Annotated in this window: 23 protein-coding genes; 13 read left to right on the top strand and 10 right to left on the bottom strand. The window is 72.1% G+C overall.

Annotated features, from left to right (window positions below):
* Positions 1 to 6 precede the first annotated feature (6 nt).
* A complete protein-coding gene (gene hisC / locus QQX09_RS04670) occupies positions 7 to 1,104 on the bottom strand; it encodes a histidinol-phosphate transaminase (protein WP_301131603.1) in 1,098 nt (365 codons plus the stop codon).
* A 48-nt stretch (positions 1,105 to 1,152) separates the two neighbouring features.
* On the opposite strand from hisC, the gene QQX09_RS04665 reads away from it, so the two are divergent.
* On the top strand, positions 1,153 to 1,542 hold the full coding sequence (locus tag QQX09_RS04665; RefSeq protein ID WP_301131602.1) for a phage holin family protein: 390 nt from the start codon (positions 1,153 to 1,155) through the stop codon (positions 1,540 to 1,542).
* Between the two features lie 3 nt (positions 1,543 to 1,545).
* Here QQX09_RS04665 and QQX09_RS04660 read toward each other — a convergent pair whose 3' ends face one another.
* Both QQX09_RS04660 and QQX09_RS04655 read right to left on the bottom strand, forming a co-directional pair.
* The gene (locus QQX09_RS04660; RefSeq protein WP_301131601.1) at positions 1,546 to 2,838 is read right to left on the bottom strand and encodes a hypothetical protein; all 1,293 of its coding nucleotides are present in this window, start codon (positions 2,836 to 2,838) and stop codon (positions 1,546 to 1,548) included.
* Positions 2,835 to 3,044, bottom strand: coding sequence for a hypothetical protein (locus QQX09_RS04655; protein WP_301131600.1), 210 nt, complete (start codon positions 3,042 to 3,044; stop codon positions 2,835 to 2,837). Before QQX09_RS04655 ends, QQX09_RS04660 begins: the two co-directional genes overlap by 4 nt.
* Before the next feature lie 116 nt (positions 3,045 to 3,160).
* Here QQX09_RS04655 and purB point away from each other — a divergent pair, with 116 nt between their 5' ends.
* Positions 3,161 to 4,579 carry an adenylosuccinate lyase gene (purB, locus tag QQX09_RS04650; RefSeq protein WP_301131599.1) on the top strand — a complete coding sequence of 473 codons (1,419 nt, stop codon included), beginning with the start codon at positions 3,161 to 3,163 and terminating at the stop codon, positions 4,577 to 4,579.
* Positions 4,580 to 4,690: 111 nt separating this feature from the next.
* Positions 4,691 to 5,524, top strand: a complete 834-nt coding sequence (locus QQX09_RS04645) for an NPCBM/NEW2 domain-containing protein (RefSeq protein WP_301131598.1) — start codon at positions 4,691 to 4,693, stop codon at positions 5,522 to 5,524.
* Between the two features lie 25 nt (positions 5,525 to 5,549).
* Here the strand turns inward: QQX09_RS04645 and QQX09_RS04640 are convergent, their stop codons facing one another.
* Positions 5,550 to 6,248 (bottom strand): MOSC domain-containing protein, encoded by a 699-nt coding sequence (locus tag QQX09_RS04640; protein WP_301131597.1) that lies wholly within the window; start codon positions 6,246 to 6,248, stop codon positions 5,550 to 5,552.
* A 47-nt stretch (positions 6,249 to 6,295) separates the two neighbouring features.
* Between QQX09_RS04640 and QQX09_RS04635 the strand changes: the two genes are divergently transcribed.
* The 7 genes from QQX09_RS04635 to QQX09_RS04605 all read left to right on the top strand — a co-directional run bounded on the left by QQX09_RS04635 (position 6,296) and on the right by QQX09_RS04605 (position 14,175).
* Positions 6,296 to 7,108, top strand: coding sequence for a CPBP family intramembrane glutamic endopeptidase (locus QQX09_RS04635; RefSeq protein WP_301131596.1), 813 nt, complete (start codon positions 6,296 to 6,298; stop codon positions 7,106 to 7,108).
* A gap of 49 nt (positions 7,109 to 7,157) precedes the next feature.
* The gene (locus tag QQX09_RS04630; RefSeq protein WP_301131595.1) at positions 7,158 to 9,623 is read left to right on the top strand and encodes a lysylphosphatidylglycerol synthase transmembrane domain-containing protein; all 2,466 of its coding nucleotides are present in this window, start codon (positions 7,158 to 7,160) and stop codon (positions 9,621 to 9,623) included.
* Positions 9,624 to 10,042: 419 nt separating this feature from the next.
* Positions 10,043 to 10,969, top strand: coding sequence for an ABC transporter ATP-binding protein (locus QQX09_RS04625; protein WP_301131594.1), 927 nt, complete (start codon positions 10,043 to 10,045; stop codon positions 10,967 to 10,969).
* Positions 10,966 to 11,736 (top strand): hypothetical protein, encoded by a 771-nt coding sequence (locus QQX09_RS04620; RefSeq protein ID WP_301131593.1) that lies wholly within the window; start codon positions 10,966 to 10,968, stop codon positions 11,734 to 11,736. Before QQX09_RS04625 ends, QQX09_RS04620 begins: the two co-directional genes overlap by 4 nt.
* A 45-nt stretch (positions 11,737 to 11,781) precedes the next feature.
* Positions 11,782 to 12,132 (top strand): hypothetical protein, encoded by a 351-nt coding sequence (locus QQX09_RS04615; protein WP_301131592.1) that lies wholly within the window; start codon positions 11,782 to 11,784, stop codon positions 12,130 to 12,132.
* Positions 12,133 to 12,325: 193 nt separating this feature from the next.
* Positions 12,326 to 13,111: a CPBP family intramembrane glutamic endopeptidase gene (locus QQX09_RS04610; RefSeq protein WP_301131591.1), complete on the top strand. Its 786-nt coding sequence runs from the start codon at positions 12,326 to 12,328 to the stop codon at positions 13,109 to 13,111.
* A 146-nt stretch (positions 13,112 to 13,257) separates the two neighbouring features.
* The gene (locus tag QQX09_RS04605) at positions 13,258 to 14,175 is read left to right on the top strand and encodes a MarR family transcriptional regulator (RefSeq protein WP_301131590.1); all 918 of its coding nucleotides are present in this window, start codon (positions 13,258 to 13,260) and stop codon (positions 14,173 to 14,175) included.
* A gap of 202 nt (positions 14,176 to 14,377) precedes the next feature.
* On the opposite strand, the gene QQX09_RS04600 is transcribed toward QQX09_RS04605, so the two are convergent.
* From QQX09_RS04600 to QQX09_RS04580, 5 genes are all read right to left on the bottom strand, one after another.
* Positions 14,378 to 15,163 carry a hypothetical protein gene (locus QQX09_RS04600; RefSeq protein ID WP_301131589.1) on the bottom strand — a complete coding sequence of 262 codons (786 nt, stop codon included), beginning with the start codon at positions 15,161 to 15,163 and terminating at the stop codon, positions 14,378 to 14,380.
* The gene (locus tag QQX09_RS04595; RefSeq protein WP_301131588.1) at positions 15,160 to 16,074 is read right to left on the bottom strand and encodes an ABC transporter ATP-binding protein; all 915 of its coding nucleotides are present in this window, start codon (positions 16,072 to 16,074) and stop codon (positions 15,160 to 15,162) included. Before QQX09_RS04595 ends, QQX09_RS04600 begins: the two co-directional genes overlap by 4 nt.
* A 45-nt stretch (positions 16,075 to 16,119) precedes the next feature.
* Positions 16,120 to 16,866 (bottom strand): CPBP family intramembrane glutamic endopeptidase, encoded by a 747-nt coding sequence (locus QQX09_RS04590; RefSeq protein ID WP_301131587.1) that lies wholly within the window; start codon positions 16,864 to 16,866, stop codon positions 16,120 to 16,122.
* Positions 16,867 to 16,994: 128 nt separating this feature from the next.
* Positions 16,995 to 17,654 carry a response regulator transcription factor gene (locus QQX09_RS04585; RefSeq protein ID WP_301131586.1) on the bottom strand — a complete coding sequence of 220 codons (660 nt, stop codon included), beginning with the start codon at positions 17,652 to 17,654 and terminating at the stop codon, positions 16,995 to 16,997.
* Entirely contained in the window at positions 17,651 to 18,826 is a 1,176-nt protein-coding gene (locus QQX09_RS04580) for a sensor histidine kinase (protein ID WP_301131585.1), read from the bottom strand. Before QQX09_RS04580 ends, QQX09_RS04585 begins: the two co-directional genes overlap by 4 nt.
* 65 nt (positions 18,827 to 18,891) lie before the next feature.
* On the opposite strand from QQX09_RS04580, the gene QQX09_RS04575 reads away from it, so the two are divergent.
* On the top strand, positions 18,892 to 19,116 hold the full coding sequence (locus tag QQX09_RS04575; RefSeq protein WP_301131584.1) for a hypothetical protein: 225 nt from the start codon (positions 18,892 to 18,894) through the stop codon (positions 19,114 to 19,116).
* Positions 19,117 to 19,184: 68 nt separating this feature from the next.
* Here QQX09_RS04575 and QQX09_RS04570 read toward each other — a convergent pair whose 3' ends face one another.
* Complete coding sequence (locus QQX09_RS04570) at positions 19,185 to 20,936, bottom strand: alpha/beta hydrolase (RefSeq protein ID WP_301131583.1); 1,752 nt, start codon at positions 20,934 to 20,936, stop codon at positions 19,185 to 19,187.
* Between the two features lie 467 nt (positions 20,937 to 21,403).
* Here QQX09_RS04570 and QQX09_RS04565 point away from each other — a divergent pair, with 467 nt between their 5' ends.
* Together QQX09_RS04565 and QQX09_RS04560 are read left to right on the top strand one after the other, a co-directional pair.
* The gene (locus QQX09_RS04565; RefSeq protein WP_301131582.1) at positions 21,404 to 22,945 is read left to right on the top strand and encodes a hypothetical protein; all 1,542 of its coding nucleotides are present in this window, start codon (positions 21,404 to 21,406) and stop codon (positions 22,943 to 22,945) included.
* Positions 22,942 to 23,643, top strand: coding sequence for a phage baseplate assembly protein V (locus QQX09_RS04560; RefSeq protein WP_301131581.1), 702 nt, complete (start codon positions 22,942 to 22,944; stop codon positions 23,641 to 23,643). Before QQX09_RS04565 ends, QQX09_RS04560 begins: the two co-directional genes overlap by 4 nt.
* Positions 23,644 to 23,719 lie beyond the last annotated feature (76 nt).

Genomic DNA, 23,719 nt, shown 5'->3' with positions numbered 1-23,719 from the left:
TCCCGTTCAGCGCGGGCCGTCCCAGGTCGCGAGGCGCGCGAGCAGCGCGTCGTTCTCCTCGGCGGTGCCGATGGTGACGCGCACCCCCTCGCCCATGAACGGGCGCACGAGGATCGCGGGCTGCTCCGCGGCGAGGTGCGCGACCAGGTCCGCGGTCGCCTCGCCCACGCCGAGCCACACGAAGTTGCCCTGCGACTCGGGGACGGACCAGCCCTCGGCGCGCAGCGCCGCGAGCACGCGGTCGCGCTCGGCGACGATGCCGGCGGCCCGCTCGAGCAGCTCGTCGCGGGCGTCGAGCGACGCGATCGCGGCGGCCTGCGCGGGGCCGGAGACGGAGAACGGGGTGACGCATGCGCGCACCGGCGCGAGCAGCGCGGCGGGACCGACGGCGTAGCCCACGCGCAGCCCCGCGAGCCCGTAGGCCTTCGAGAAGGTGCGCAGGAGCAGCAGGTTGGGGTACCGGTCGAGCGAGGCGGGACCGTCGGCGACCTCGGGGTCCCGCACGTACTCGAGGTAGGCCTCGTCGAGCACGACGAGCACGCGCGACGGGACGGCCGCCATGAAGGAGTCGACCTCGGACTGCGTGAGGATCGGGCCGGTGGGGTTGTTGGGCGAGCACAGCATCACCACGCGCGTGCGGTCGGTGATGCCGGCGATCATCGCGGGCAGGTCGTGGCGCGCCTCGGCGGTGAGCGGCACCATGACGGGCTCGGCGCCCGCGATGCGCGCGAGGATCGGGTACGCCTCGAAGCTGCGCCACGCGAACATCACCTCGTCGCCCGGGCCCGTGTAGGCCTGCAGGATGTGCGCGAGCACCGCGACCGAGCCGCCGCCGACGACCACCTCGGAGGCGTCGCGGCCGACCTCCCGGGCGATGCGCTCGGTGAGCCCGGTGGCGCCCATGTCGGGGTACCGATGGATGCCGGTGGCGGCGTCCTCGAGCACGCCCACCACGGACGGCAGCGGGCCGTGCGGGCTCTCGTTGGACGAGAGCTTGACGGGCGGCGGGGCGTCCGCGGCGCCGCGGGCGCCGGGTACGTACGCGGGCAGCGCGGCGACGGCGGGCCGCGGCTGGGGGAGGTCGGTGGAGTGCGCGTCGGGCATGGGAACCAGGATGTCACCCCCGCTCGGGCCCGTGGAACAATGGCGGCCATGCGCTTCGTCCTCGTGTCCGCGATCACGGCTGTCGCGGTGTGGCTCGTCACCCTGCTCCCCCTGGATATCGCGGTCGAGGGAGGCGACGGCGGGACCTGGGCCCGCATCGGCGTCTTCCTGCTCGTCGGCGCGGTGATGGCGGCGGCCAACCTGCTCATCAAGCCCATCGTCGACGTGCTGTCGCTGCCCATCAAGATCCTCACGCTCGGCCTGTTCGCCCTGGTGACGGCGTGGTTCATGCTGTGGCTGACGGCGTGGCTCACCACGCTGGTGCCGTGGGCCGAGCTCACCATCGGCGCGTTCTGGGAGACCCTCCTCGCGGCGCTGCTCATCAGCCTCATCACCGCGATCCTCACCGCGGTGGTCCCCGGCGCCTCCAAGCGCTGACCCTCATCCCGTCACCGGCCGGTAGGCCGTGACGGTCGAGGGCGCCTCCGTCAGCAGCGGCCGCGCGTCCGCGAGCCAGGCCCGCGTCGAGTCGGACACGCCCTCGTCGACCAGCCGCGCCGTCGCGGCGTAGCCCGCGAAGCCGTGCGCCTCCGCGACGGTGCGCGAGCCGTCGGGCGCGTCGGCACGATGCGAGCGCCGGCGGTCGTGCGACACGGTCACCCGTCGCGCCGTCTCCGGGTTCGCCCTTCCGTCGAGTCCCGGCACCAGGTCCCGCGTGTTCTCGAGGTGCAGCGCCGCGACCGTGGGCGGGAGCCGGATCCGGCCGGTCGGCGCACCTGCCGTCACCACCCGCTCCACCCGGAAGCGGTCCGCGAGCGCGGCCGCCGCGATCATGGCGACCATCCCGCCCTGGCTGTGGCCGGCGAGCAGGATCGGCTCGTCGGGGCCGATCCCGTGCGCGGCCACGGCGTCGACCACGGCGCGGGCCGCGTCGGACGTCGCGCCGAGCACGGAGACGAGGTCCGCCTCGAGGTCCGCGGGGTTGCCCGACGTCACCCCCCAGTCCTCGGTGCCGGGCACGTAGACGAGGTGGCGCACCCCGGCGTGGTCCCGGACCGTCTCGATCGCGAGCGTCCCGCCTCCCTGCACATGCACCCACGCGAGCCGGCCGACGAGGTCCTCGAGCCCGCCCGGCGCCTCGTCGGCCAGCACGGGCGCGGCCTCGACGGCGCGGTACGCGGGCTCCCCCGCCTCCGCCCGACGGACCGCGAGCGCGAGCCCGGCGACGATGCGCGCGTAATCCTCGCCCGCGAGCGCGAGCAGGCCCGAGGCCTCGTCGCGCCCCACCATCCCGGTGGTCGGGGGCAGCCCCGGGACCCCGAGCATGCGCGCGGCGCCGGCGCCGCCCGTCGCCACCGCGGCGGTCCGGTGGAGCCACGCCACCGAGCCGAACCAGTCCGCCGCCGCCTCCCCCAACCGCCCCGCCAGGCTCACCGCCCGCCGCGCCCCGTCCTCCGCCTCCAGGTACGCGAGCGCCGTCGCGCGGAGCGTGTGGGCGAGGTCCCGCAGCCGGGCGGCCTCGGCGGACGATGCGGCGGCCGCCTCCCCCAGCCCCGCCGCGGCGGGTGCCCGCGCCGGCGTCCACGTCGCCACCTGCGCCGCCACCGCGAGCGCCCGCGCGGCGTCGTCGAGCTCCCCCGCCGCCTCCCCGAGCGCGCCCGCCGCCGTCTCGAGGTCGTCGAGCACCGCGCGCACCCCGCCGACCCCGCCGGCGGACCAGATCGGCTCCGTCACGGGTCCGGCCAGGGCGGCGCGGGCGGCGCCGCGGTCGCGAGCATCCCGCCGAGCGCGCCCACCCGCGCGGCCGCCTCGTCGAGACGCTCCGCATAGGCGCGGCCGTGGACCCCCTCCCAGCGCACGCGCCGCGCCGCGACGAGCCGCGCGTGGGCGACGTCGACCGCGAACCGCGCGCGCTCCACGAGCCCCGTGACGTCGTCCATGCGGCGACCGTAGGCGCGCGGGCGCCACCCGCCGGGGCCCGCGTCCCCGTCCTGGGGAGGGCGCGCATCGTCCCGCCGCCCGGGGACCGCGGCCCGCACGCGCCGTGCGTGGGAGAATGTCCCGCGTGACCGACTGGACCTCCCTCGCCTCCCTCGAGCCCACGATCGCCCTCGGCCCGCTCGACGGCCGCTACCGCGGCGCCGTCGCCCCGCTCGTGGACCACCTGTCCGAGCCCGCGCTCAACCGCATGCGCCTCCACGTCGAGGTCGAGTGGTTCATCCACCTGTGCGAGACGCGCGCGGTGCCGGGCGCCCGCGCGCTCACCGCGGACGAGGTCGCGCTGCTGCGCGGCATCCCCGCGGGCTTCGACGCGGACGGCATCGCCGAGCACGCCGACTTCGAGCGGGTCACCGTCCACGACGTCAAGGCGATCGAGTACGTGATCAAGGCCCGCATCAAGGGCACGAGCCTCGAGCCGCTGAGCGAGCTGGTCCACTTCGCGTGCACGTCGGAGGACATCAACAACCTCTCGTACGCGCTCATGGTCAAGGGCGCAGTCCAGGACGTGTGGCTGCCCGCCGCGAGCGCGCTGGTCGACGACGTCGCGGATCTCGCGCGCAAGGCCAAGGCCACGCCGATGCTGTCGCGCACGCACGGCCAGACCGCCACCCCGACGACGCTCGGCAAGGAGTTCGCCGTGCTCGCGCACCGCCTGGGTCGCCAGCTGCGCCGCGTCGAGGGTCAGGAGTACCTGGGCAAGATCAACGGCGCGACCGGCACGTTCGGCGCGCACACGGCCGCGGTGCCGGCGACCGACTGGATCGAGGTGTCGCGGACGTTCGTCGAGGGCCTCGGGCTCACGTGGAACCCGCTCACCACGCAGATCGAGAGCCACGACTGGCAGGCCGAGCTGTACGCCGACGTCGCCCGGTTCGGGCGGATCCTGCACAACCTTGCGACCGACGTGTGGACGTACGTGTCGCTCGGCTACTTCGCGCAGGCCGCCGTCAAGGGCGCGATCGGGTCCTCCGCGATGCCGCACAAGATCAACCCCATCCGCTTCGAGAACGCCGAGGCCAACCTCGAGATCTCGGCGGCGCTGTTCGACACGCTCGGCGCGACGCTCGTGACATCGCGGCTGCAGCGCGACCTCACCGACTCGAGCTCGCAGCGCAACATCGGCACCGCGTTCGGCCACTCGCTGCTCGCGATCGACAACGTGCGCCGCGGACTCAAGGCGCTCACCGTGAACGAGGCCGCGCTGGCCGCGGACCTCGACGCCTCGTGGGAGGTGCTCGCCGAGCCGATCCAGTCGGCGATGCGCGCCGCCGCCGTCGCGGGCGTCGAGGGCATGGAGAACCCGTACGAGCGCCTCAAGGAGCTCACGCGGGGCCAGCAGATCGACTCCGCCGCCATCCAGGCCTTCGTGGGCGGCCTCGAGCTGCCAGCCGAGACCTCGGCGCGGCTGGCCGCGCTCACCCCGGGCACCTACGTGGGCCTCGCGGAGAAGCTGGTCGACGACTTCCTGCTCTGAGCCTCCGCCGCGTCGCGCTCTCTCGCCCTGGCACCCCCTCCCGCGACGCCGGGCGTTGTCCGGTTCGTCCGGGGTTGCTAGGTTCGACGGGAGCACCTGAGGGGGTCTCGCATGACCGAAGCCGCATCCGCGCGGCCCGTGATCGTCCGCCTCGTCGCGGCGGCGGCGATCCTGGCCCTCGCCTGCGCGGTCGCGGTCGCGGCGGCGCCCGGCGCCGATGCTGCGAACCGGGCGACGACCACGGTGCGGATCACGTCGATCCAGCCCACGTCGGGGGATCTGCTCGTGGCCCAGGAGGCCGCGGTCGTGCGGGGCACCGTCTCGCGGAACCTCGTGGGCGAGCGGCTCGTGCTCCAACGCGAGGTGGACGGCCGGTGGGTGAGCACCCGTGCGAGCACGACGGTGCGCGCGGACGCGACCTACCGGCTGCGCTTCACGGTCCGCGGGATGGGCGACGCGCGCTACCGCGTGCGCTTCGAGGGCACGCGCGCCAAGGCGCCGTCGCGCGGGATCCGCGCGGCGACCACCTGGCGATGGATCTCGCTCGTGCCGCACGTGACCGGCGGGAACCTGACGAAGGGTGAGGCGAACGTCGCCGGCATCCACCACACCCGAGTCCTGCGGGCGCGGGGAGTCGACGGCGGGAGCCCCGACCGGGGCACCCTCGCGCTGTCGGGACGATGCGACAGCATCGTCGCGGTGATCGGCGTCTCCGACGCGTCCGACCCGGGTTTCGTGACGGAGTTCTCGCTGTCGCTCGACGGAGAGCAGGTGCTGACCGGCGCCACGGTGGCGGCAGGCTCGTCCGCGGTGGTGGCGCTGCGCACGGCGGGCAGCGAGGAGCTGGGGCTCGAGGCCGCGTACCCGGCGGCGACGGGGACGCACCGCGGCGCGGCGGTCTGGGCGGAGCCGCGGGCCCTGTGCCGCGCCCGCCCGCTCTCGTAGCCCGACACCAGGCACGGATCCCGCCTCAGACCCGCGGCGGGACCACCGGGTCGCCGACGCGGACCTCGCCGGGCTCGACCACCTCGCAGTAGACCGCGACGCACGCGTCGCGACGGTCCCCGAGCGGCTTGAGGAAGCGCGCCGTCGCGCCGAGACCGTCCTGCGCGAGGTCGATCACCCGGCAGCGGCCGTTGCGCTTGGTCGCCCGCAGCCGCACACCGCCGACCTCCACCTCCGCACCGATCCAGGTCTCCTCGACGAAGGGCTCGTCGGTGTCGATCACGACGTTGACGCGCAGGCGCCGCGGATCGGCGTCGACCCCCAGCTCGGTCCGGCACCAGTCGAGCGTCGCGGTGCCCACCACGGAGATCGGGGACGAGTCGAAGAAGGGCCGTGCCGCGTCGGGCGCCTCGGCCACCACGCGCAGCGGCTCGCCCGCGGCGGCGGACAGGTCCGCGTCCAGCCCTGCGTCGCCCGCGCGCCAGGCGAGATCGCCGCGCGACACCACCACCGCATCGTCCACCGTGCGGGCCCGGTACGCGAGCACCTCCTCGTGCGGCACCCAGCGGCTGCCGCGCTTGCCCGCGGCGAACATGCCGTCGCTGTCGACCACCGCGAGGCCGCGATCGCCCACGAGCCCGCGTGCGTCGACCGCGACGGACGTGAGGGACTCGCCCTCCATCGCCTTGACGGGGTACCGCCGGATCGCCACCACGCTCGCCATGACGCCAGCGTAGGCCGGGAACCCCTGCTCGTTAGAGTGGCGTGACGATGGACATCGCAGCCCCCGCGCCCACCGCGCCCACCGCTCAGGTCACCCTGCCGTCGCGCCCGCGGATGCGCGCCGAGGTGCTCATCGTGCTCGGCCTGTCGCTCGGGCAGACCGCCGTCTATGCGGCGATCCGCCTCATCGAGCGGTACGTCGACACCACGCCGATCTCGGGCCAGACCACCACGCTCAACCCGAGCCGGTCCAGCATCGACTGGATCGACCTCATCCGGCAGGTGCTCGGGATCGGCTTCGCCCTGGTGCCCGTCGCCCTGGCGCTGTACCTGCTCAGCCAGCACGGCGCATCGTCCCGAGTGAGGCTCGGCCTGGTGGGACCCGCGCGCCGGTGGTGGGGCGACGTCGGGTGGGGCGTCATCCTGGCGGCGTGCATCGGGCTGCCGGGGCTCGCGCTGTACGCGATCTCGCGGGCGCTCGGGCAGACCGTCACCATCGACACGTCGGGCCTGCCGGACATGTGGTGGTCGGCCACCATCCTGCTGCTGTCCGCCGCGGCGGCGGGCGTGCTCGAGGAGTTCGTCGTGGTGGGCTTCGTGCTCACGCGGCTGCGCGACATGGGCCGCTCGCCGTGGACCGCGATCGTGCTCGCGGCGCTGCTGCGGGGCGCGTACCACCTGTACCAGGGCTGGCCCATGGCGCTCGGGAACGTGGTGATGGGCCTGGTGTTCGGCTGGGTCTATGTCAGGCGGGGGCGGCTCGCGCCGCTGGTGCTGGCGCACTGGACGCTCGACGCGGTCGCGTTCATCGGCCCCGAGGTGGTCCCGCACGGGTGGCTCGAGTCGCTGGGCGTGGCCTGAGCGGCCGATCCTCCCCTGTCGCGGCCGGGCTTCCCTCTAGACTCGCGCCATGGCCGACGCTCCCGTGACGCGCGAGGACGCGCCGGCCGTGCGCATCCTCGACGAGCCCGAGATCCGGGTGCGGCGCTTCACGGACGTCCTCGGGCTCCTCGGCACCGTCGTCGGCATCGTCGCCGTGCTGTTCATCGGCGAGTTCGCGCTCGGCACCACGGAGGCGCTGACCCAGGACATCTCGTCGATCTCGCCGTTCCTGCAACGGCTGCTCGTCGCGCCGATCAACCTCTTCACCGCGATCCTCGCGATCGTCATCCCGGCGCTGATGATCGTCGACATGCTCGTGCGCCGCGAGCCGCGCCGCATCGTCGAGGCGCTCGGCGCGGCCGTGCTCGGCGTGATCGTCCTGCTGCTCGCCGCGGCGATGCTGCTCGCGTGGGGCACCGAGGAGATCCAGGCGAGCCTCACGCCGCGCGGCGCGGAGACGATGCAGCTGCCCGTCTACGTCGCGGCGCTGTCGGCGCTGCTCACCGCCGCAGGACGGCGCTCGACACGCCGGAGCCTGTCGCTGTCATGGAACATGCTCTGGTTCGGGCTCGCCATCGCCGTGATCTTCGGCGTGGTGACCATCCCCTCGACCCTGCTGACCGTGCTGCTGGGCCGCGCGGCGGGCCTCGGGCTGCGCTACTGGGTCGGGTCCACCGCGGACCGCGCGTACGGCGGCACCCTCGTCGAGGGGCTCAACCGCGCCGGCTTCCATCCCCGCTCGCTCATCCGTGCCGACATCGCGCACGAGGCGGATCACCCCGAGCTCGACGCCGTGACCGATGCGCTCGCCCGGACGCGGCATGGCCGCGTGTACGCGATGACCACCGTCGAGGGGCATCAGCTCCTGGTGGTCGCGCTCGACGGCGACCAGCAGGCGGCAGGCTTCGTATCGAAGCTGTGGACCTCGCTGCGGCTGCGCGGCATCGACACCCGTCCCGACGTGTCGCTGCGCCAGAGCGCCGAGGCGACCGCGCTCGTCTCGCACGCCGCGCGCGTCGCCGGCGTGCGCACCGGGCGCGTGCTCGGCATGGGGCAGATCCGCGACACGATGCTGCTCGTCTACCAGCGCCCGCCGGTGTCTCGCCCGCTCACCGACGTGCCGGCCTCCGACATGACCGATGCGCTGCTCGACGCGCTGTGGGCCGAGGTGGCCACCGCGCACCGGGCCGGCATCTCGCATCGTCGCCTCGAGGCCGACACCATCCTCGTCGGCGACGACGTCGAGACCGACCCCGCCGTCTGGCTCACCTCGTGGGAGATGGGCGAGGCGGCCACCAGCGCGTTCGCGCAGCGCATCGACGTCGCGCAGGTGCTCGCGCTGACCGCCGCGCGCGTGGGCGCGAAGCGGGCCGTCGACTCGGCCTTCCGCTCGCTCGGCGCGCAGCCGGTCGAGCAGGCCGCGCCGCTCCTGCAGACCATCGCGCTGCCCCCGCACACGCGGACGTCGCTCAAGGAGCTCAAGGAGGGCGACCACCCGAAGGTGCTCGAGGAGGTCCGCGAGGAGATCCTCGCGCGCTCACCCGAGGCCGAGGTCGCGAGCGAGAACATCGTCCGCTTCGGCGGCCGCACCATCATCACCATCGCGCTCGGCCTCGTCGCCGCGGTGGTGATCCTCGCCAGCTTCAACACGCAGCAGTTCCTCGACGCGGTGCAGCAGGCGAACCCCTGGTGGCTGGTCATCGGATTCGGGTGGGCGCTGCTCACGTTCGTCGGCGCGGCCCTCGCGCTGGCCGCCTTCAGCCCGGTCAAGCTGCCGTTCAACCGGGTGCTCCTCACCCAGGTCGCGGCGGCGTACATCTCGGTCGCGGTGCCCGCGGGCGTGGGGCCGGCGGCCCTCAACCTGCGGCTGCTCACCAAGCGCAAGGTGCCGACGCCGCTCGCGGTGGCGACCGTCGCGCTCGTGCAGGTGAGCTCGGTCGTGGTGACCGTGCTCGGCCTCGTCGCGCTCACGCTCGCCTCGGGCTCGAAGGGCGCGCTGGCGGCGCTGCCGTCGACGGCCGTGGTGATCGCGTTCGCGGTGGTGGTGCTCGTCATCGCCGCCGCGATGCTGGTGCCTCGCGTGCGCACCTGGGCCATCAAGCGCGTGCTGCCCACGCTGCGTCAGACCTGGCCGCGGCTCGCGCAGGTGCTCGGACAGCCGTGGCGCCTCGCGCTCGGTCTCGCGGGCAACCTGCTGCTCACCGTGGGATTCGTCGGGGCGTTCCAGTCGTCGCTGCTGGCCTTCGGCGAGAACTTCGCGATCATCGACGTCGCGGTGCTGTTCTTCGTCGGCAACGCCGTGGGTGCCGCGGTGCCGACCCCGGGTGGTCTGGGTGCGGTCGAGATCGCGCTCACCACCGGCCTCACCGGTGCGGGCCTGCCCTATGCGGTGGCCCTGTCGGCGGTGCTCGTGTACAGGCTGCTCACCTACTGGCTGCGCATCCCGCTCGGGTACGTCGCCATGAAGTACCTGGAGCGCAAGGGCGAGCTGTAGACGTGTCAGTTGTCGCGCCACCTTGGTAATCGGACCCTAGTTCAGCAAAGTTGCCTTTCCAGTTTGGCAATTGCCAGGGTGTGGGGTGGAGCGCGCAACATGCCACTAGGGGTCGGCCAACCCGAGCGCCGCTTCGTTTCCGCCGAGGCGCCTTGCCATCCGAGCAGATGCCAGGAGCCCGCCTTCTGGCTCGCCCGATGGCCACGCCCGGAGCTGACGGCACCCGTATCCCGTCTCCTGATCCACGCCGCGACCGGCTGAGAGCAACGCGGCGCGTCGAGATGCTTAATCCTTGACAGGTACTCACTCACTGATAGCGTCAGGCAGAACGGCGCATTTCCCCAGGCAGGCCGCGGCACGAGGGAGCAACCGCACATGCACGCGATTTCATTCGATAGGCCTGAATCCGGACGATTCCGATGATCGAGGTCACGAGCCTGTCGAAGACCTACGGTGCGAAGCGAGCGGTCAACGACATCTCCTTCACCGTGGACAGCGGGTCCGTGACCGGGTTCCTCGGACCGAACGGTGCAGGCAAGTCGACGACGATGCGACTGATCCTCGGTCTCGAGAATCCCGACACGGGCACCGCGACCGTCGATGGGCTGCCGCTTGCGGCGCACGCGTCGCCGCTTCGTGCGGTCGGCGCGCTGCTCGATGCGAAAGCCGTCGCACCGTACCGGTCGGCACGCAATCACCTCCGGATGCTTGCTCGCACTCACCGGATCCCTGACTCGCGTGTCGACGAGGTCATCGCTCTGACAGGGCTGGAGTCCGTGGCGCGGAAGTCGGCGCGCGAGTTCTCGTTGGGCATGGGCCAGCGTCTCGGCATCGCTACCGCGCTCCTCGGCGACCCGGAGACCCTCATCCTCGACGAACCGGTGAACGGCCTCGACCCTGACGGAGTGATCTGGGTACGTGAACTGGTGAAGGGCTTCGCCTCCGAGGGTCGGACCGTGTTCCTGTCGAGCCACCTCATGAGCGAGATGGCGTTGACGGCCGATCGGGTCATCGTGATCGGCCGCGGCCAGATCCTGGCCGACACCACCATCGACGCCCTGGTTGCGGGCGCGTCCGGGGCGTCGGTGCGAGTGCGATCTCCACAGGCGGCGCACCTTGCGACCATCCTCGACGCGCACGACGGCTCGGTCGCCATATCGGGGTCGGATCTGCTCCATATCCGGGGCCTCGACGCCGCTCAGGTCGGCGAGCACGCCGCCGCGCACGGCATCGTGCTCCATGAGCTCGCAACCACAGGCTCGAACCTGGAGTCCGCGTATATGGAGCTGACGGCAGAGGCCGTCGAGTACCGTTCGGATGCCCGACCCGCTGGTGGTGCAGCATGACCCTGGGCACCAACACGGGAAGCGCGACGGAGCCGCGCTCATCGTTCGGCAGCGTGGTCGCAGGCGAGTGGTTCAAGCTCCGCACCATGCGGTCCACTCTGTGGCTGATCGCGGTCTTCGTAGTCCTCACGGCGGCCATGGGGGCGACATCTTCAGCCGGAGGGGACGCCCCCACCCAGGATGACCTTGCGGCTCGCCTCACGGCTGGGCTGTCCCTGACCTTGGTCTTCCCTGCAGTCCTCGGCGTCGTGGCCGCGACCTCTGAATGGTCGACCGGCCTCGTGCGCGTGTCACTGGTTGCCACTCCTCGACGCGCCTGGTGGGTTATGGCCAAGGCCATCGTCGTGGGCGTTGTCGCGATCGTCGCGACGGTGTGCGCGCTCGCCTTGACGATCATCCTCTCGATGTTCCGCTACTCCGGCACCGATCTCGCCATCGATCTCACCAGCCCGGGAACGCTTGCCGTTCTCTTCGGCGCACCCGCCTTCGTGGCGATCATGACCGTGCTTTCACTCGCGGTCGGCGTGCTGATGCGCCACTCAGGCGGCGCGGTCGCCGCATCGGTCGGGCTGCTCATCGTGCTTCCGATGGTCATGGGGATCTTTGGACTGCCGGTGCTCGTAGAGATCCTGCCCACGAATGCAGGCCTCGCCCTCATGGCTCAACCCGCACCTTTCACACCCGCTGTCGCGATCATGCTCACGCTCCTCTGGGCGGCCGCTCCGCTTGGCGCGGGCATCTGGGCATTGCAGCGACGAGGCGCCTAGTCGCCGCCGATCGACCGAGTCAGCACCACCAGGGAGGAGAGCAACATGAGGAAGCATCTGTCGACCCTCGCCATCGTCACGGTTGCCGCCGCCGCGCTCGCAGCGTGCGACAACGTGACCGTGATCAGCCAAGAGGATCTCGACGCATGCCAAGACCTCGGCGCCGCAGCGATCGAGTCGAACACGCTCACAGTGAAGGTCGACTCCGCCGACCAGGCCGCCGACATGGCCGCTTGCCTCGACGAGCACACGACCGCCCCCGACGGCTCCTACGAGCTGCTCACCGACTCCGCGAACACGGCAGCGCTCACCGGTGAGGGGCTGCAGATCGACATCGGCAGCTGGAGCGTCGTCTCCGGTACCCCGTCCCCGGACTGGGAGATCAACATCGGATAGCGCCTGCGCCGCTATCTCGCGGCGCGCCAGCACGGCGAGGCCCACCCGGCCGCGGCGGGCGTCGCGACCGAACAGCAATTACCTGTTGCGCTTGAAGTATCGCCTTGGTTAGATGCAATAACAGGCACACGTCAGCGTGGGCCCTGGTAAGAGGAGGAATGCAGTGGCGACAACGGCAGATCCGCAACTCAAAGTGAAGCCCACCATCTGGACCGGCCTGGCCGTGTTCATCGGCTACATGGCAGTGATCGGTGGCATGTGGTGGCTCATGGACGCCGACTACAACACCGTCCAGGACACCTTCGACAACGTCATGGGCGGGCTCGTCCTGCCGCTCGCGGTCGGGACCGTGTACCTCATCATCGTGACGAGCCTGCTCGGGTGGTGGGGTCCTGCGCTACGCGAGCCGGCTCGCAACGTGCCGCGCTGGCTGGTCCTCGTTCCGATCCTCTTCGCCCTCGGCGGCCTGCTCAACCTCATCAACGGTGCGGGGTGGTCCGAGCTGGACATCACGCACTTCCTCGCCATCGGTGCAGGCGTCCTGATGGTGGGATTCTGCGAGGAGCTCGTATCCCGAGGCCTCCTGCTCACCGCGGCCCGAGGGTCGATGAACGAGATCGCCGCCTGGTTCGTCACGTGCCTCATGTTCGGCCTGCTGCATGCGATCAACGTGTTCTTCGGCCAGAGCACGCAGGACACGATCCAGCAGATCTTCGTCGCATTCGCTTTCGGCTCGGTCCTCTACATCACCCGCCGCGCCACCGGTTCGCTCATCCCGGCCATGCTCATCCACGCCATGTGGGACTTCGGCACGCTCACCAGCTTCGCCACCGACCCCGAGCAGAGCCTGCTCGGGCTGGGAGGCAACCTGCTCGGTCAGCTCGCGATGGCCCTCGGCATCATCGGCGTCATCATCTCGTTCTTCTACAACCTCGACGGCACCCGCAAGTCGAAGAAGAAGGAAACGGCAAGCGCGTAGCTGCCGCGCGCGACGAAGGCCCGCCTCGTTTCGGGGCGGGCCTTCTGCACGTCCGCCACGGGGCTCCCCGATGCCTGCGAGGCCGCCGGTCCAACGCGGGAGCCTCGTGACATCACCCCGCCTACGGGGCCACATATCCTAAGGAGATGACCCCGCCGCGTCCCCCCGAACTGGAAGCTTCGTGGCGACTGGTGGACTGCATCCGCAGGTACGCCGCCGGCCTCACCGCGGTCCACGACACGCACTTCGGTACCGACTACATCGAAGACGGCCAGGTCCTCGCCCTCGAAACCCTGCGGCTAGCCGGTCCGTCGCTCGTTGCCGAGATCGCGGAAGCGACAGACCTGACGAGCGAGGCTGTCCTGCGCTTCATGCGCGAACTTCGCACACGACGTCTCGTCACATCCAGCCGCGCCGCGGATGATCGCCGGCAGCGGACCTATCAGCTGAGCGACGCAGGCTGGGAGGCCGCTCGCCGTACCGATACGGACCTCGAGGCGTTCTTCGCGAGCGCGGCCGCGAATGCTCGAGAGATCGCACAGCTGACCGAATCCGACGGGCCCGTTGCGCGGCCCATTGAGCTCGGAACACCCGACGCTTGGGCTCTCGCCGCCAACTTCGCACGCACCGGCCAAGAGCTGTCACGCGCGATCGTCGCTCGGCTAGGCGAGGCGCGCGAACAGAAGGTTCAGGGCCGAAGCATCCTCGCAGTCATCGCAATCGCCTCCCACGCGGAGATGCGTCCATCGGCTCTCGCCAACGAACTGGGAATCTCCGCTGCCAGCGCGACCTACCTCATCGATGCGCTCGAACGCCACGGCCTCGCGACGCGAGAGCGAAACTCCGCCGGCGACCGGCGCACGAAGCGGGTCGTCGCTTCTGCCGAGGGTCTCGCAGCGGCAGTCGCGGTCCACGACGCCCTGCAGGAGATCAAGCCGAGTCTGCACGCGGTTTTCACACAGGCCGGCACCATCGGCGCCGCCCAGGCGCGAGACCAAAGCGCCGATCCGCACGCCTCGGGGAGCAAGATCGGCCTTTCCCTTCACGGACACGTCCGCCCGTAGCCGACCCCATCTTCTGGTCCGCGCCCGGAGGATTTGCCAAGGTGTGGCGCATTCCCGCGAGAGCGCCGGCGACCCGGATTGAACCGACGCACATCGCGGCAGCGTGCCAACCTAGGCACCCACCCGACAAGACACGCCGGCGCCGGCGGGCTGAGACAGCCCACCGGCACCGAGGCAGCGGATCAGGTCAGCGCGAGGCGGCTCACGCCCCGTCGCGGCGGCGGGACACGATCGCCGCGACCACGGCGGTCCCGACCGCCCACGCGACCAGCAGCACGATGGCGAGTCCCGCCCCCGGCGCGCCGGCCAGGTCCGCTCCCGCCTGGCTCGCGTGCAGCACGGTCCCGGCGAGATCGAAGGGCAGGTACGGCATCACCTGGAGGAACCAGGTGAGCAGCGTCGCGGAGACGATGCCGAGCACGAACTGCAGGGTGAACAGCGCGCCCACCGCAAGCCAGGCGTTCCTCACGAGCACCGCGAGCGCCGCGGAGAAGCCCGACATGAGGCCCAGCGCGAGCGGCGCCTGCCAGAGGAGCCCGTAGGTCTCCGGGCCGAGCGCCTCGGCGCCGGCGGAGTGGACGAGCGTGCCGAGGCCGAGGACCGCAGCGACGACCGCGAGCGCGGCGACCGCGCCGCCGAGGGCGCAGGCGATGACGCGGCCGGCGACCCAGCGCCCGCGCGCCGGCACGGCCGCGAAGGTGGTGCGGGCCATGCCGGTCGACCACTCGCTCGCAGTCTGCACCGCGAAGAAGGCGGTCGTGAGGAGCAGCCCGACCTGGAAGACGGTGAGGATCCAGCCCGCGAACACGTCCGGGGTGGCGACGCCGGCGACCTTGGTGGAGCTGAGGGTGGTGACGAGCGTCGCGACACCGAGCAGGGCGACGAGCCCCACCCACGTCGACCGCATCGACCGGATCTTGATGAGCTCCGAGCGCACGATGGCACCCAGGGTGGCGCCGCGGGTGCGGCGGCTGATGACGGCGGTCACTTCACACTCTCCTTCGGGGTGGACTGGTACTGGACCTCGTCGCGCGTGAGGGCGAGGTAGGCGTCCTCGAGGCTGCGCGACGGCTCGTGGACGCGGGTGAGCGCGACGCCGGCGTCGGCCGCCAGCTGGCCGATGCGGGAGGCGGGTAGGCCGGACACGGCGATCCCGCCGAGAGGGGCGACCGAGGCGCCGGCGTTGGCGAGCACCTGGGCGAGCCGCGCATCGTCCGTCGAGGCGATCTCCACCGCCCCGTCGTCGGATGCGGACACGAACTCCGACAGGGGCTTGTCGGCGAGGATCCGTCCGCGGCCGATCACGACCACGTGGTCGGCGGTCTGCTCGACCTCGCTCATGAGGTGGCTCGACAGGAGCACGGCGCGGCCCTCGGCCGCGAGCGAGCGGGCCAGCTCGCGGATCCACCGCACGCCGTCGACGTCGAGGCCGTTGACGGGCTCGTCGAGCAGCAGCGTGGCGGGGTCGCCCAGCAGCGCGGTCGCGAGGCCGAGGCGCTGGGACATGCCCAGCGAGAAGCCCTTGGGACGCTTGCGCGCCACGCTCGCGATGCCGGTGAGCTCGAGCACCTCGTCCACGCGGCGGCGCGAGATGCCGTTCGAGGCGGCGACCGCGGAGAGGTGGGAGCGGGCGCTGCGGCCGGGGGTGAACGAGCGCGGGTCGAGGTGGGCGCCCACGACGGCGAGCGGGGCGCGGTGCTCCGCGATCGGCCGGCCGCAGATGAGCGCGGTGCCCGACGTGGGCCGGTCGAGGCCCATGATCATGCGCATCGTCGTCGACTTGCCGGCCCCGTTGGGGCCGAGGAAGCCGGTGACCACGCCGGGGCGGACGGTGAAGGAGGCATCGTCGACGGCGCGCACGGAGCCGTAGGACTTGGACAGCGAGGCGACCTCGATCATGAGATCACGCACCTTTCCTAGATTGCGGGTGAGGGGTGGGGCGGGTCAGGCGAGGAGCGTGACGCCACCGAGCACGATGGGGGCGAGGAAGATCGCCCAGTCGTTGGCGATGTGGGCGCCGGCCGAGACCCAGAGGTTCTTGGTGACCATGTAGGCCAGCGACAGGATCAGGCGGGCCGAGCCGATGATCACGAGGCACTGGACGATGTTCCAGTCGTAGGTGGGCAGGTGCATCGCGCCGAACATCACGGCCGTGGCGACCCACGCGGTGAGGAGCGCGGCGCGGCGCGACCAGCCGAGGCGGCGGACCAGCACCGACAGGAGCGCGAGCAGCGGCAGGATCGTCACGACCTCCTCGCCGATGAGCTGCGGGATGGTGGACAGCAGCATCATCACGCGGTCGCCGGCGGCCATGGTCTGGATCGCCTCGCCCGCGGGGTTGGCGACCGTGTCCGTGATCTGCCCGACCGCGTACGCGATGCCGGTCGTCACCACCATGTTGAGGATCGCGAAGCCGAGCATGAGGGGCAGGTCGCGCAGGCGGAGGCGGCGGAACACCGCGGTCCAGCCTCGAGGCGCGGCCCACGCGAGCGCGGCCAGCGGGATCAACGGGAAGAGGATCACCTGGATCCAGTGCACGAGCGGCGACGGGTCCGGCACGAGGATGAGCTGCGCGAAGGCGACCGCGCACGCTGCGACCACCACGAGCCATCGCTGCCCGCTGATCGCGGTCGGGATGTCCGCGTAGAACGGGTAGTCCGGCTTGGTCGTCGTCGTGACCGCGGTGGCCATGGTCCTCATCTCCCTGAGTCGTCGTTGTCGATGACTCAAGGCTCCCGTTTCGAGGCACGATGCACATCGTCCCCGCGTAGGCACCTCGCGGTACCACGGGCGCAGTACGGGGCGCCGCGGGGGTGGGGTCAGCCCTGCGCCAGGCCCGCCTGGTAGGCGGCGACGACGAGCTGGGCACGGTCGCGCGCGCCCACCTTCGTCATGGCGCGGTTGACGTGGGTCTTCGCGGTGAGGGGGCTGACGAACAGCTGCTGCGCGATCTCGTCGTTGCTCAGGCCCTGGGCCACGAGCAGCACCACCTCGCGCTCACGGTCGGTGAGGTAGCGGAAGCGCTCGCCGTCGACCTTGGGTGTCACCGTGTCGCGCGTGACGTGCGCGATGAGGCTGCGCGTCGCCTTCGGCGACAGGAGGGACTCGCCGGCGGCCACCGTGCGCACCGCACCCAGCAGCTCGGCGGGCTTGACGCCCTTGCCGAGGAATCCGCTCGCGCCGGCGCGGATCGCGCGCATGACGTACTCGTCCTCCTCGAACGTGGTGAGCACCACGACCCGCACGTCCGCGAGCGCGGGGTCCGCGACGATCGCCTCGGTGGCCGCGAGCCCGTCGGTGCCCGGCATGCGGATGTCCATGAGCACCACGTCCGGGACGGTCTCGCGCACCGTCGCGACGGCGGCGTCGCCGTCCGCCGCCTCGCCGACCACCTCGAGGTCGTCGGCGCTGTCGAGGATCGCGACGAAGCCGCCGCGGATCAGGTCCTGGTCGTCGACGACCACCACGCGCGTGCTCATGAGGCCCCATCCTTCCTCGTCGGGGAGGCATCGCGGACCGGCAGCACGGCCCTCACCACGAACTCGTCGCCGATCCTCTCGGCGGTCACGTCCCCCTCGGCCGCCGCCGCACGCTCGCGCATGCCGACCAGCCCGAATCCCGAGCCCGCACCCGGTTCCCGCGAGGGGTCCACCGCGTTGCGCACCTCGATCGCGAGCGCGCCGTCGCGCACGGCGAGGGAGACGGTGGCCGCGCCCGTGCCGTACCGGCGCGCGTTGGTGAGGGCCTCCTGGACGATGCGGTAGGCGGCCAGGTCGGCCGCCGCCGAGAGGTCGGGGGCCGCCTCCGAGCGCAGGTCGACCTCGAGCCCGCCGTCGCGGGTCTGGTCCACCAGCGTCGGGACGTCCGCGACGCCCTGTGCCGGCGCATCGTCCCGCTCCTCGTCGTCCTGACGCAGCACGCGGAGCATGACCGGCAGCTCCTCGAGCACGCGCGCGCCCGCCTCCTGGACCCGGGTGAGGGCCGCGGCCGCGGCCGCGGGCCTGGTGTCGAGCAGGTGCTCGGCGAGCCCCGCCTGCACGGTGATGACGGCCACGTGGTGCCCCACCGCATCGTGCAGCTCGCGCGCGATGCGGAGGCGCTCCTCGGCGACGCGGCGCTGCGCGGTCGCGTCGCGCGCCTCCTCGGCGCGCAGCGCACGCTCGCGCTCCTTCGCGACGCCTCGCCGGTAGAGCAGCATCGCGAGCCCGATGGCGCTCGCCAGGCCACCCCAGGCCGCCGCCGACACGAGCTGGTCGGAGGACGATGCGGTGGCGAGCGCGAGCGTGCCCGCGGCGACGGCGGTCGCGACGACACCGATCGCCAGCGCCCGTGGCACGGTGCCCGCACGCGAGGTCGAGGTGTAGAGCGCGACGATGAGCACCACGAAGACCGTCGAGAGCGCGCCGTCCACGGCGGTCACCACGATGTACAGCGCCAGCACCGCCCCGAGCACCGCGAGGGGCACGCGGCGGCGCCACACGAGCGCGACGCATGCCACCATCGTCGCGGCGAAGTCCAGCGTCGCCAGGGCGTCGGCGTCGCCATCCGCGAGGAACAGCGCGATGATCGCGGCCGCGGCCGCGGCGGCACCGAGCGCATCCCGGGCGCGCTCGCCCTCCGGGAGGGGGATCCGCCCAAGGAGGTCGCGCATGAGCGTCAACCTATCGCGGGGGGTTCACGGCGGTTCCAGGCGCTCCGGTGGACCATGATGGGGCCGTGCGGAGACGTGGGTGGGCGGTCGCGGTCGGGATCGGCGGCGTGCTGCTCGCGCTCGTCTTCGTGCGCCTGTCCCTCGCCTGGTCGGACCGCCAGCCCTACGTCCGCGAGGTCACCGAGCCCCGCTACCTCGTCTTCATCGCGATCGCCGGGCTGATCGTCCTCGCCGGCCTCGCCGTCGCGGTGCGGGTGTGGCGCGGCTCGGGTCGCGACGACCGGGACTGATCGTCGCGCGGGCGCCACGCCCGGGCGCCCTCGATGCCCTGCCCTACCTGCGCGCCGCACAGCGGCGGCTACGGCATGTACGAGATCTCCGGGAGCAGACGGTGGCGCAGCTGATCCGCCACCCGCAGCCCGGTCGGCTCGTCACCGTCCGGCGGCGGCGACCCCAGGTCGATCCAGTTCAACCCGACCGCGTCCTCGAGTCCGGGGCAGAAGTCCGGCAGCGACTCGTCAGGATCGATGAGGTAGTCGCCGGTAGCCTCCCCGGCGCAGAAGGAGTTGATCCCCAGGGAGGTGTGCCCGGGGTCGTCGACCGTCAGCAGATGCGCGTTGCCGAGCAGCTCGGACACCGTGACCGCGCCCTCGTAGCGGGTCGCAGGGTCGTAGAGGTTGCCGATGACCAGCACCTGGCTGGGAGTGTCGGCGCCGAAGCCGCCGTCGTAGCGGTCCTCATCCTCGCGCGGCCACTGTGCGCAGGGGCTCGAGGCCCAGTCCCAGATCTTAGCGAAGTACGGATCGGGATCGGCGATCCCGGTGTCCTGCCACACCGCGTAGTCCGTCGGGTTGCGCGTGTCGCTGCAGCCCACCGCGGGGAACGCCTCCACGAAGTTGTCGTACTGCGGGAAGCCACGCTTGCTGACGAGCGCCGTCTCCGTCTCGAGCTCACGGAGGAAGGCACCCATGTCGGCCGGGGGCGCGCCGGCCTCGACGAACGCGAGCAGCTCGCCCAGGAAGTAGTAGTCGAACGGGTTGTAGAGGATGCTCAGCGTGATCGCGATGACGTCCTGCTGGGCCAGCACGAAGGTCTCACCGACGAACGGGTCGAACACCTCGAGCGGGGAGTCCTCGAGCCGCTCGATGATCGCCTCGAAGCGTGCCGCCGCGTCGCCCGCCGTGCCGTCGGAGATCAGGCAGCTGCCGTCGCCGCCGTCCCCCGGGGTCGCGTCGCACAGCTCGAAGAACTTCTGCAGCGCGGCGCCCGCGCCCAGGTCCGAGCGCAGCTCGGTCGAGAACGGGAGCTCCGCCTTCTCGTTGGTCCACGCGACCGGGTCGAGCACGCCGTCGATGACCATCGCCCGGACGTTGTCGGGGAAGAGGTTCGCGTAGACGGTGCCCAGGAACGAGCCGTACGACAGCCCCAGGTAGTTCAGGCCCGCGTCGCCGACCGCCTCCCGCAGCAGGTCCAGGTCACGCGCCACGTTCGCGGTCGACATGTGCTCGCTCGGCCGCTTGGTGCCGCTCGCGCAGGCCTCGGCGAGCAACGCGTCGCCGGCGATCTGCGCCTCGATTTCCTCGGGGCTGATCGGATAGGCGGCCCACGGGAACACCTCCACGGCCTTCCCGACGTTGCCGAAGCACTTGAGCGCGCTGCTGCGCCCCACGCCGCGGGGATCCATGCCGATGATGTCGAAGCTCTCGCGCACCTGCTCGCCCAGCTCGAGCCCCGCGAACGGGCCGAAGAAGACCGCGAAGTCGACCCCGGAGCCGCCGGGTCCGCCCGGGTTCACGAACAGGGATCCGATCCGCTCCGCCTCGGGTCCCGAGGCGGGAAGCCGCACCAGCGACAGCCGGATGGTCGGCCCGTTGGGCTGGTCGTAGTCCAGGGGCACCGGCACGCTCGCGCACTCGTACGACACCTCGGGCTGGCCGAGCATCGCCATGTCCGCGTTGATCTCCGTCGCGAGCTTCTTGTAGCAGGGCGACCAGGAGATCTTGGGTGCCTCACCGGGCGGAGCGCCGGACGCCGCGGGGATTCCCACGGCGAGGGTCGAGACCAGCAGCGCGGCGAGGGCCGCGACGGTGCGGAACACTGGCTTGCTCATCAGGAGCCCCCCTACGGACGACGCCAGTTGAATCGAGTCTCGGCACCGGCGTGCGGGGGTGTCAACCGGTACGGTCCCGATCGCTCGGCTACCTCCCACGACGCACGGACGGCCTCCTCCGGGTTCCGAGGCCCGTCCCGCGTGCGGCGCTCGAGGCGCCGCACCACCGCATCGTCCCCCCACCGGCCCGACCCCGCCGCGGTGGGTGCATGGCGGCACAGTGCCCGCGAGGCCACCGAGCCCCGCGACCTCGTGTGCATCGCGATCGCGGCTCATCGTCGTCGGCTGGCTCGTCGGGGCGATGCTCGCCTGGCGGGGCCCGTGGTTGCGGGCCTCAACCGGGGGTCCTACTGTCGAGAGATCGGGGGAGGCGGGCGCACCATCGTCCGGAGCGTCGGCTGGCACCCGTGCGGACGGAGCCAAGCCCGACGGGGGACGTGACGATGCCCGACACCACACCATCACCGATGATCCGCCTCGAGGAGGATGGCCTCGCGCCGGTCCTGCGCTACGACATCCCCGAGCCGACGAGCTACTCGGGGGTCAACCTGATCGAGCTCGCCGTCGCCGCGAGCTCCTTCAAGCCCGAGCTGTCCGCGGTGGAGCATGGCGACGGCACGTCCGGCGCCCTGGGACACGTGGACGCGTTGCGCAAGCGCCTCCGCGGCATCGGGGGCGGCGGCCTTGCGGGGCGTCCCGGCGCGGGCCTGCGAGTCGACGTCGACCGCGGTCGCACGCCGCCGGAGCCGGTGCCGCCCGCAGACGATTTCCCCGACGACATCCTCGAGGCGCTGGCGGGCCGGCTGAGCGCGGGCGAGCGGCTCGTGGTGAGCACCAACGTCAACGGCACCCCGACGGTCTCCACGGCACCCGTCCCGCCGGCGCCACGCCCGGGTCTGTACCTCGTCGAGACGCTGCGGCTCTCGACGTATCTGGGCAGCTACGGCGCCGGGCGCGTCATCAACACGATGACGCTTCTGCCGGGCGAGTCGACGAGGATCAGCGTGTCCACCTTCCGAGAGAGCGAGGAGAAGCGGTCCCGGTCCTCGAGCGTCCTCGACTCCGTCACCGATGAGGCGGCGACCGACCTGTCGCAGTCCATCCAGTCCGAGCAGTCGAACCAGTCCGCGTTCGCGGAGTCGACGGAGTACTACGCCGATGTGTCGGGCAAGGCGAGCTGGGGGTGGGGCAGCGCCGAGGCGAAGGCGGGCGTCAAGGGCAGCACCAACGCGGCGCGGCAGGAGGCGACCAAGAACCTGTCGAATGCCACCGAGAAGCACGCGTCCAAGGCGTCGGCGAAGAGGGAGGTCGCGGTCGACACCGCCTACGAGGCCACCTCCAAGTCCGGCGAGCAGACCTCGATCGAACGCGAGATCTCCAACGTCAACGTCAGCCGGACGCTCAACTTCGTGTTCCGGCAGATGAACCAGGAGTTCGTGACGGTCACGCACCTCACGGACCTCCGCGTGGCCTACTTCGACGGCTTCCACGAGTCACGCAGGGAGGTGCCGCTCGCCGACCTCGAGGCGCTCCTCGACGACGTGATCGTCGACGCCGACCGGCAGGCGGTCAGGCAGATGATCCTCGACGAGCTGGACGAGGTGCTCGACTGGCAGGGCCGGGCCGTGTCCGTGGTCGAGGAGGTGCCGGTCCCCGGATCCGCGGCCACCATCCGTCGGTTCAAGGAGCGCACCGAGGAGGTGCCGATCGGAGGGCACGACGACGCACCGCGTCAGGACGTGCGGGGCGTGGTCCTCGGCGTCGACACGAACGTGATGCGGACCGACGGGGTGATCGTCGAATCCCTGCTGGGCGAGGGCGTCGCGCTCGACGGCTACGCCGCGGAGCTCCAGTCGATCGAGGTGGCGCGACGCCGCGCCGAGGCCGACCTGCTCGCGGCGCGGGCGGCTCGAGCAGCGCTGGTCAACGAGATCATCGCGCAGGGCGACGCGACGCGTGCGGAGGTCGCGAAGGCCGTCTCGTCGGCCGATGACGAGGACCACCCGTGATCGAGGATCCGGCCGCCCGGGTGCTCGCCGACGCGGCCACCGATGCCGCAGCGATCCTGGCGCCCGCCTCGCGCGCCCTGGCCGACGGCGACCTCGACTCGCCCGTCGACCCCCGCGGCGACCTCGCCGTCGAGGACGCTCGGACCGTGAACGTCGGGCTCTGGCGGGGGCTCGTGACCGGCGCGGACGACCCCTGGCACCGCGGCAGGATCGAGGTCGTGGTGCCCGAGGTGCTCGGCAGCCTGCCGGTGTGGGCGGAGCCGTCGCTCGACCCGCTCATCAGGCTCGCCGCGCACAGCCGGCGGCTCCTTGCCGCGGTCAAGGAAGCGGTCGGGCCGCCGGGCCGCCCCACCGTGGACTACGTCACCGCGGCGCCGCTGCCGGTGGTGCTCCCCGACGACGACTGGCCCGACGCGCTCGCGCGCGTCATCGCGGCGCAGCGCGGGCTGGTCGAGCACCTGGTGCAGCGCGACGAGAGGCTCGCGAAGGCGGTCGAGGGCTACGACGATGAGCACTTCCATGAGGAGGAGCTGCTCACTGTCGAGCAGCCGATCCCCCGGGTGGGCGACGGCGTCTGGATCGCCTTCGAGGGTGGCGACCCCGCGCGTCCCGTCTGGACGGGCCTCACGGCACCCCTCCCCGAAGCGGCCGACGACGCCGAGCCCGCGTCACCGGGCGGGGAGCAGCCGCAGGCCTGACCTCCGCCGCGCGCCCTTCGCGCGACGGAGGGATGATGAAGGGAACGACACGGCGTCCATCGGACCCGGCCGGGCG

The sequence above is a fragment of the Demequina litoralis genome, assembly GCF_030418455.1.
Lineage (GTDB): Bacteria > Actinomycetota > Actinomycetes > Actinomycetales > Demequinaceae > Demequina > Demequina litoralis.
Note: the sequence above shows the minus strand (reverse complement) of the source record. Positions and strands in the feature narration are given on the sequence as shown.

What these genes read in the sequence shown, in the direction of transcription:
- hisC (WP_301131603.1), bottom strand. Translation starts at nt 1,104, where the DNA reads ATGCCCGACGCGCACTCCACCGACCTCCCCCAGCCGCGGCCCGCCGTC.
- QQX09_RS04665 (WP_301131602.1), top strand. Translation starts at nt 1,153, where the DNA reads ATGCGCTTCGTCCTCGTGTCCGCGATCACGGCTGTCGCGGTGTGGCTC.
- QQX09_RS04655 (WP_301131600.1), bottom strand. Translation starts at nt 3,044, where the DNA reads ATGGACGACGTCACGGGGCTCGTGGAGCGCGCGCGGTTCGCGGTCGAC.
- purB (WP_301131599.1), top strand. Translation starts at nt 3,161, where the DNA reads ATGTCCCGCGTGACCGACTGGACCTCCCTCGCCTCCCTCGAGCCCACG.
- QQX09_RS04645 (WP_301131598.1), top strand. Translation starts at nt 4,691, where the DNA reads ATGACCGAAGCCGCATCCGCGCGGCCCGTGATCGTCCGCCTCGTCGCG.
- QQX09_RS04640 (WP_301131597.1), bottom strand. Translation starts at nt 6,248, where the DNA reads ATGGCGAGCGTGGTGGCGATCCGGCGGTACCCCGTCAAGGCGATGGAG.
- QQX09_RS04635 (WP_301131596.1), top strand. Translation starts at nt 6,296, where the DNA reads ATGGACATCGCAGCCCCCGCGCCCACCGCGCCCACCGCTCAGGTCACC.
- QQX09_RS04630 (WP_301131595.1), top strand. Translation starts at nt 7,158, where the DNA reads ATGGCCGACGCTCCCGTGACGCGCGAGGACGCGCCGGCCGTGCGCATC.
- QQX09_RS04625 (WP_301131594.1), top strand. Translation starts at nt 10,043, where the DNA reads ATGATCGAGGTCACGAGCCTGTCGAAGACCTACGGTGCGAAGCGAGCG.
- QQX09_RS04620 (WP_301131593.1), top strand. Translation starts at nt 10,966, where the DNA reads ATGACCCTGGGCACCAACACGGGAAGCGCGACGGAGCCGCGCTCATCG.
- QQX09_RS04615 (WP_301131592.1), top strand. Translation starts at nt 11,782, where the DNA reads ATGAGGAAGCATCTGTCGACCCTCGCCATCGTCACGGTTGCCGCCGCC.
- QQX09_RS04605 (WP_301131590.1), top strand. Translation starts at nt 13,258, where the DNA reads ATGACCCCGCCGCGTCCCCCCGAACTGGAAGCTTCGTGGCGACTGGTG.
- QQX09_RS04595 (WP_301131588.1), bottom strand. Translation starts at nt 16,074, where the DNA reads ATGATCGAGGTCGCCTCGCTGTCCAAGTCCTACGGCTCCGTGCGCGCC.
- QQX09_RS04590 (WP_301131587.1), bottom strand. Translation starts at nt 16,866, where the DNA reads ATGGCCACCGCGGTCACGACGACGACCAAGCCGGACTACCCGTTCTAC.
- QQX09_RS04585 (WP_301131586.1), bottom strand. Translation starts at nt 17,654, where the DNA reads ATGAGCACGCGCGTGGTGGTCGTCGACGACCAGGACCTGATCCGCGGC.
- QQX09_RS04580 (WP_301131585.1), bottom strand. Translation starts at nt 18,826, where the DNA reads ATGCGCGACCTCCTTGGGCGGATCCCCCTCCCGGAGGGCGAGCGCGCC.
- QQX09_RS04570 (WP_301131583.1), bottom strand. Translation starts at nt 20,936, where the DNA reads ATGAGCAAGCCAGTGTTCCGCACCGTCGCGGCCCTCGCCGCGCTGCTG.
- QQX09_RS04565 (WP_301131582.1), top strand. Translation starts at nt 21,404, where the DNA reads ATGATCCGCCTCGAGGAGGATGGCCTCGCGCCGGTCCTGCGCTACGAC.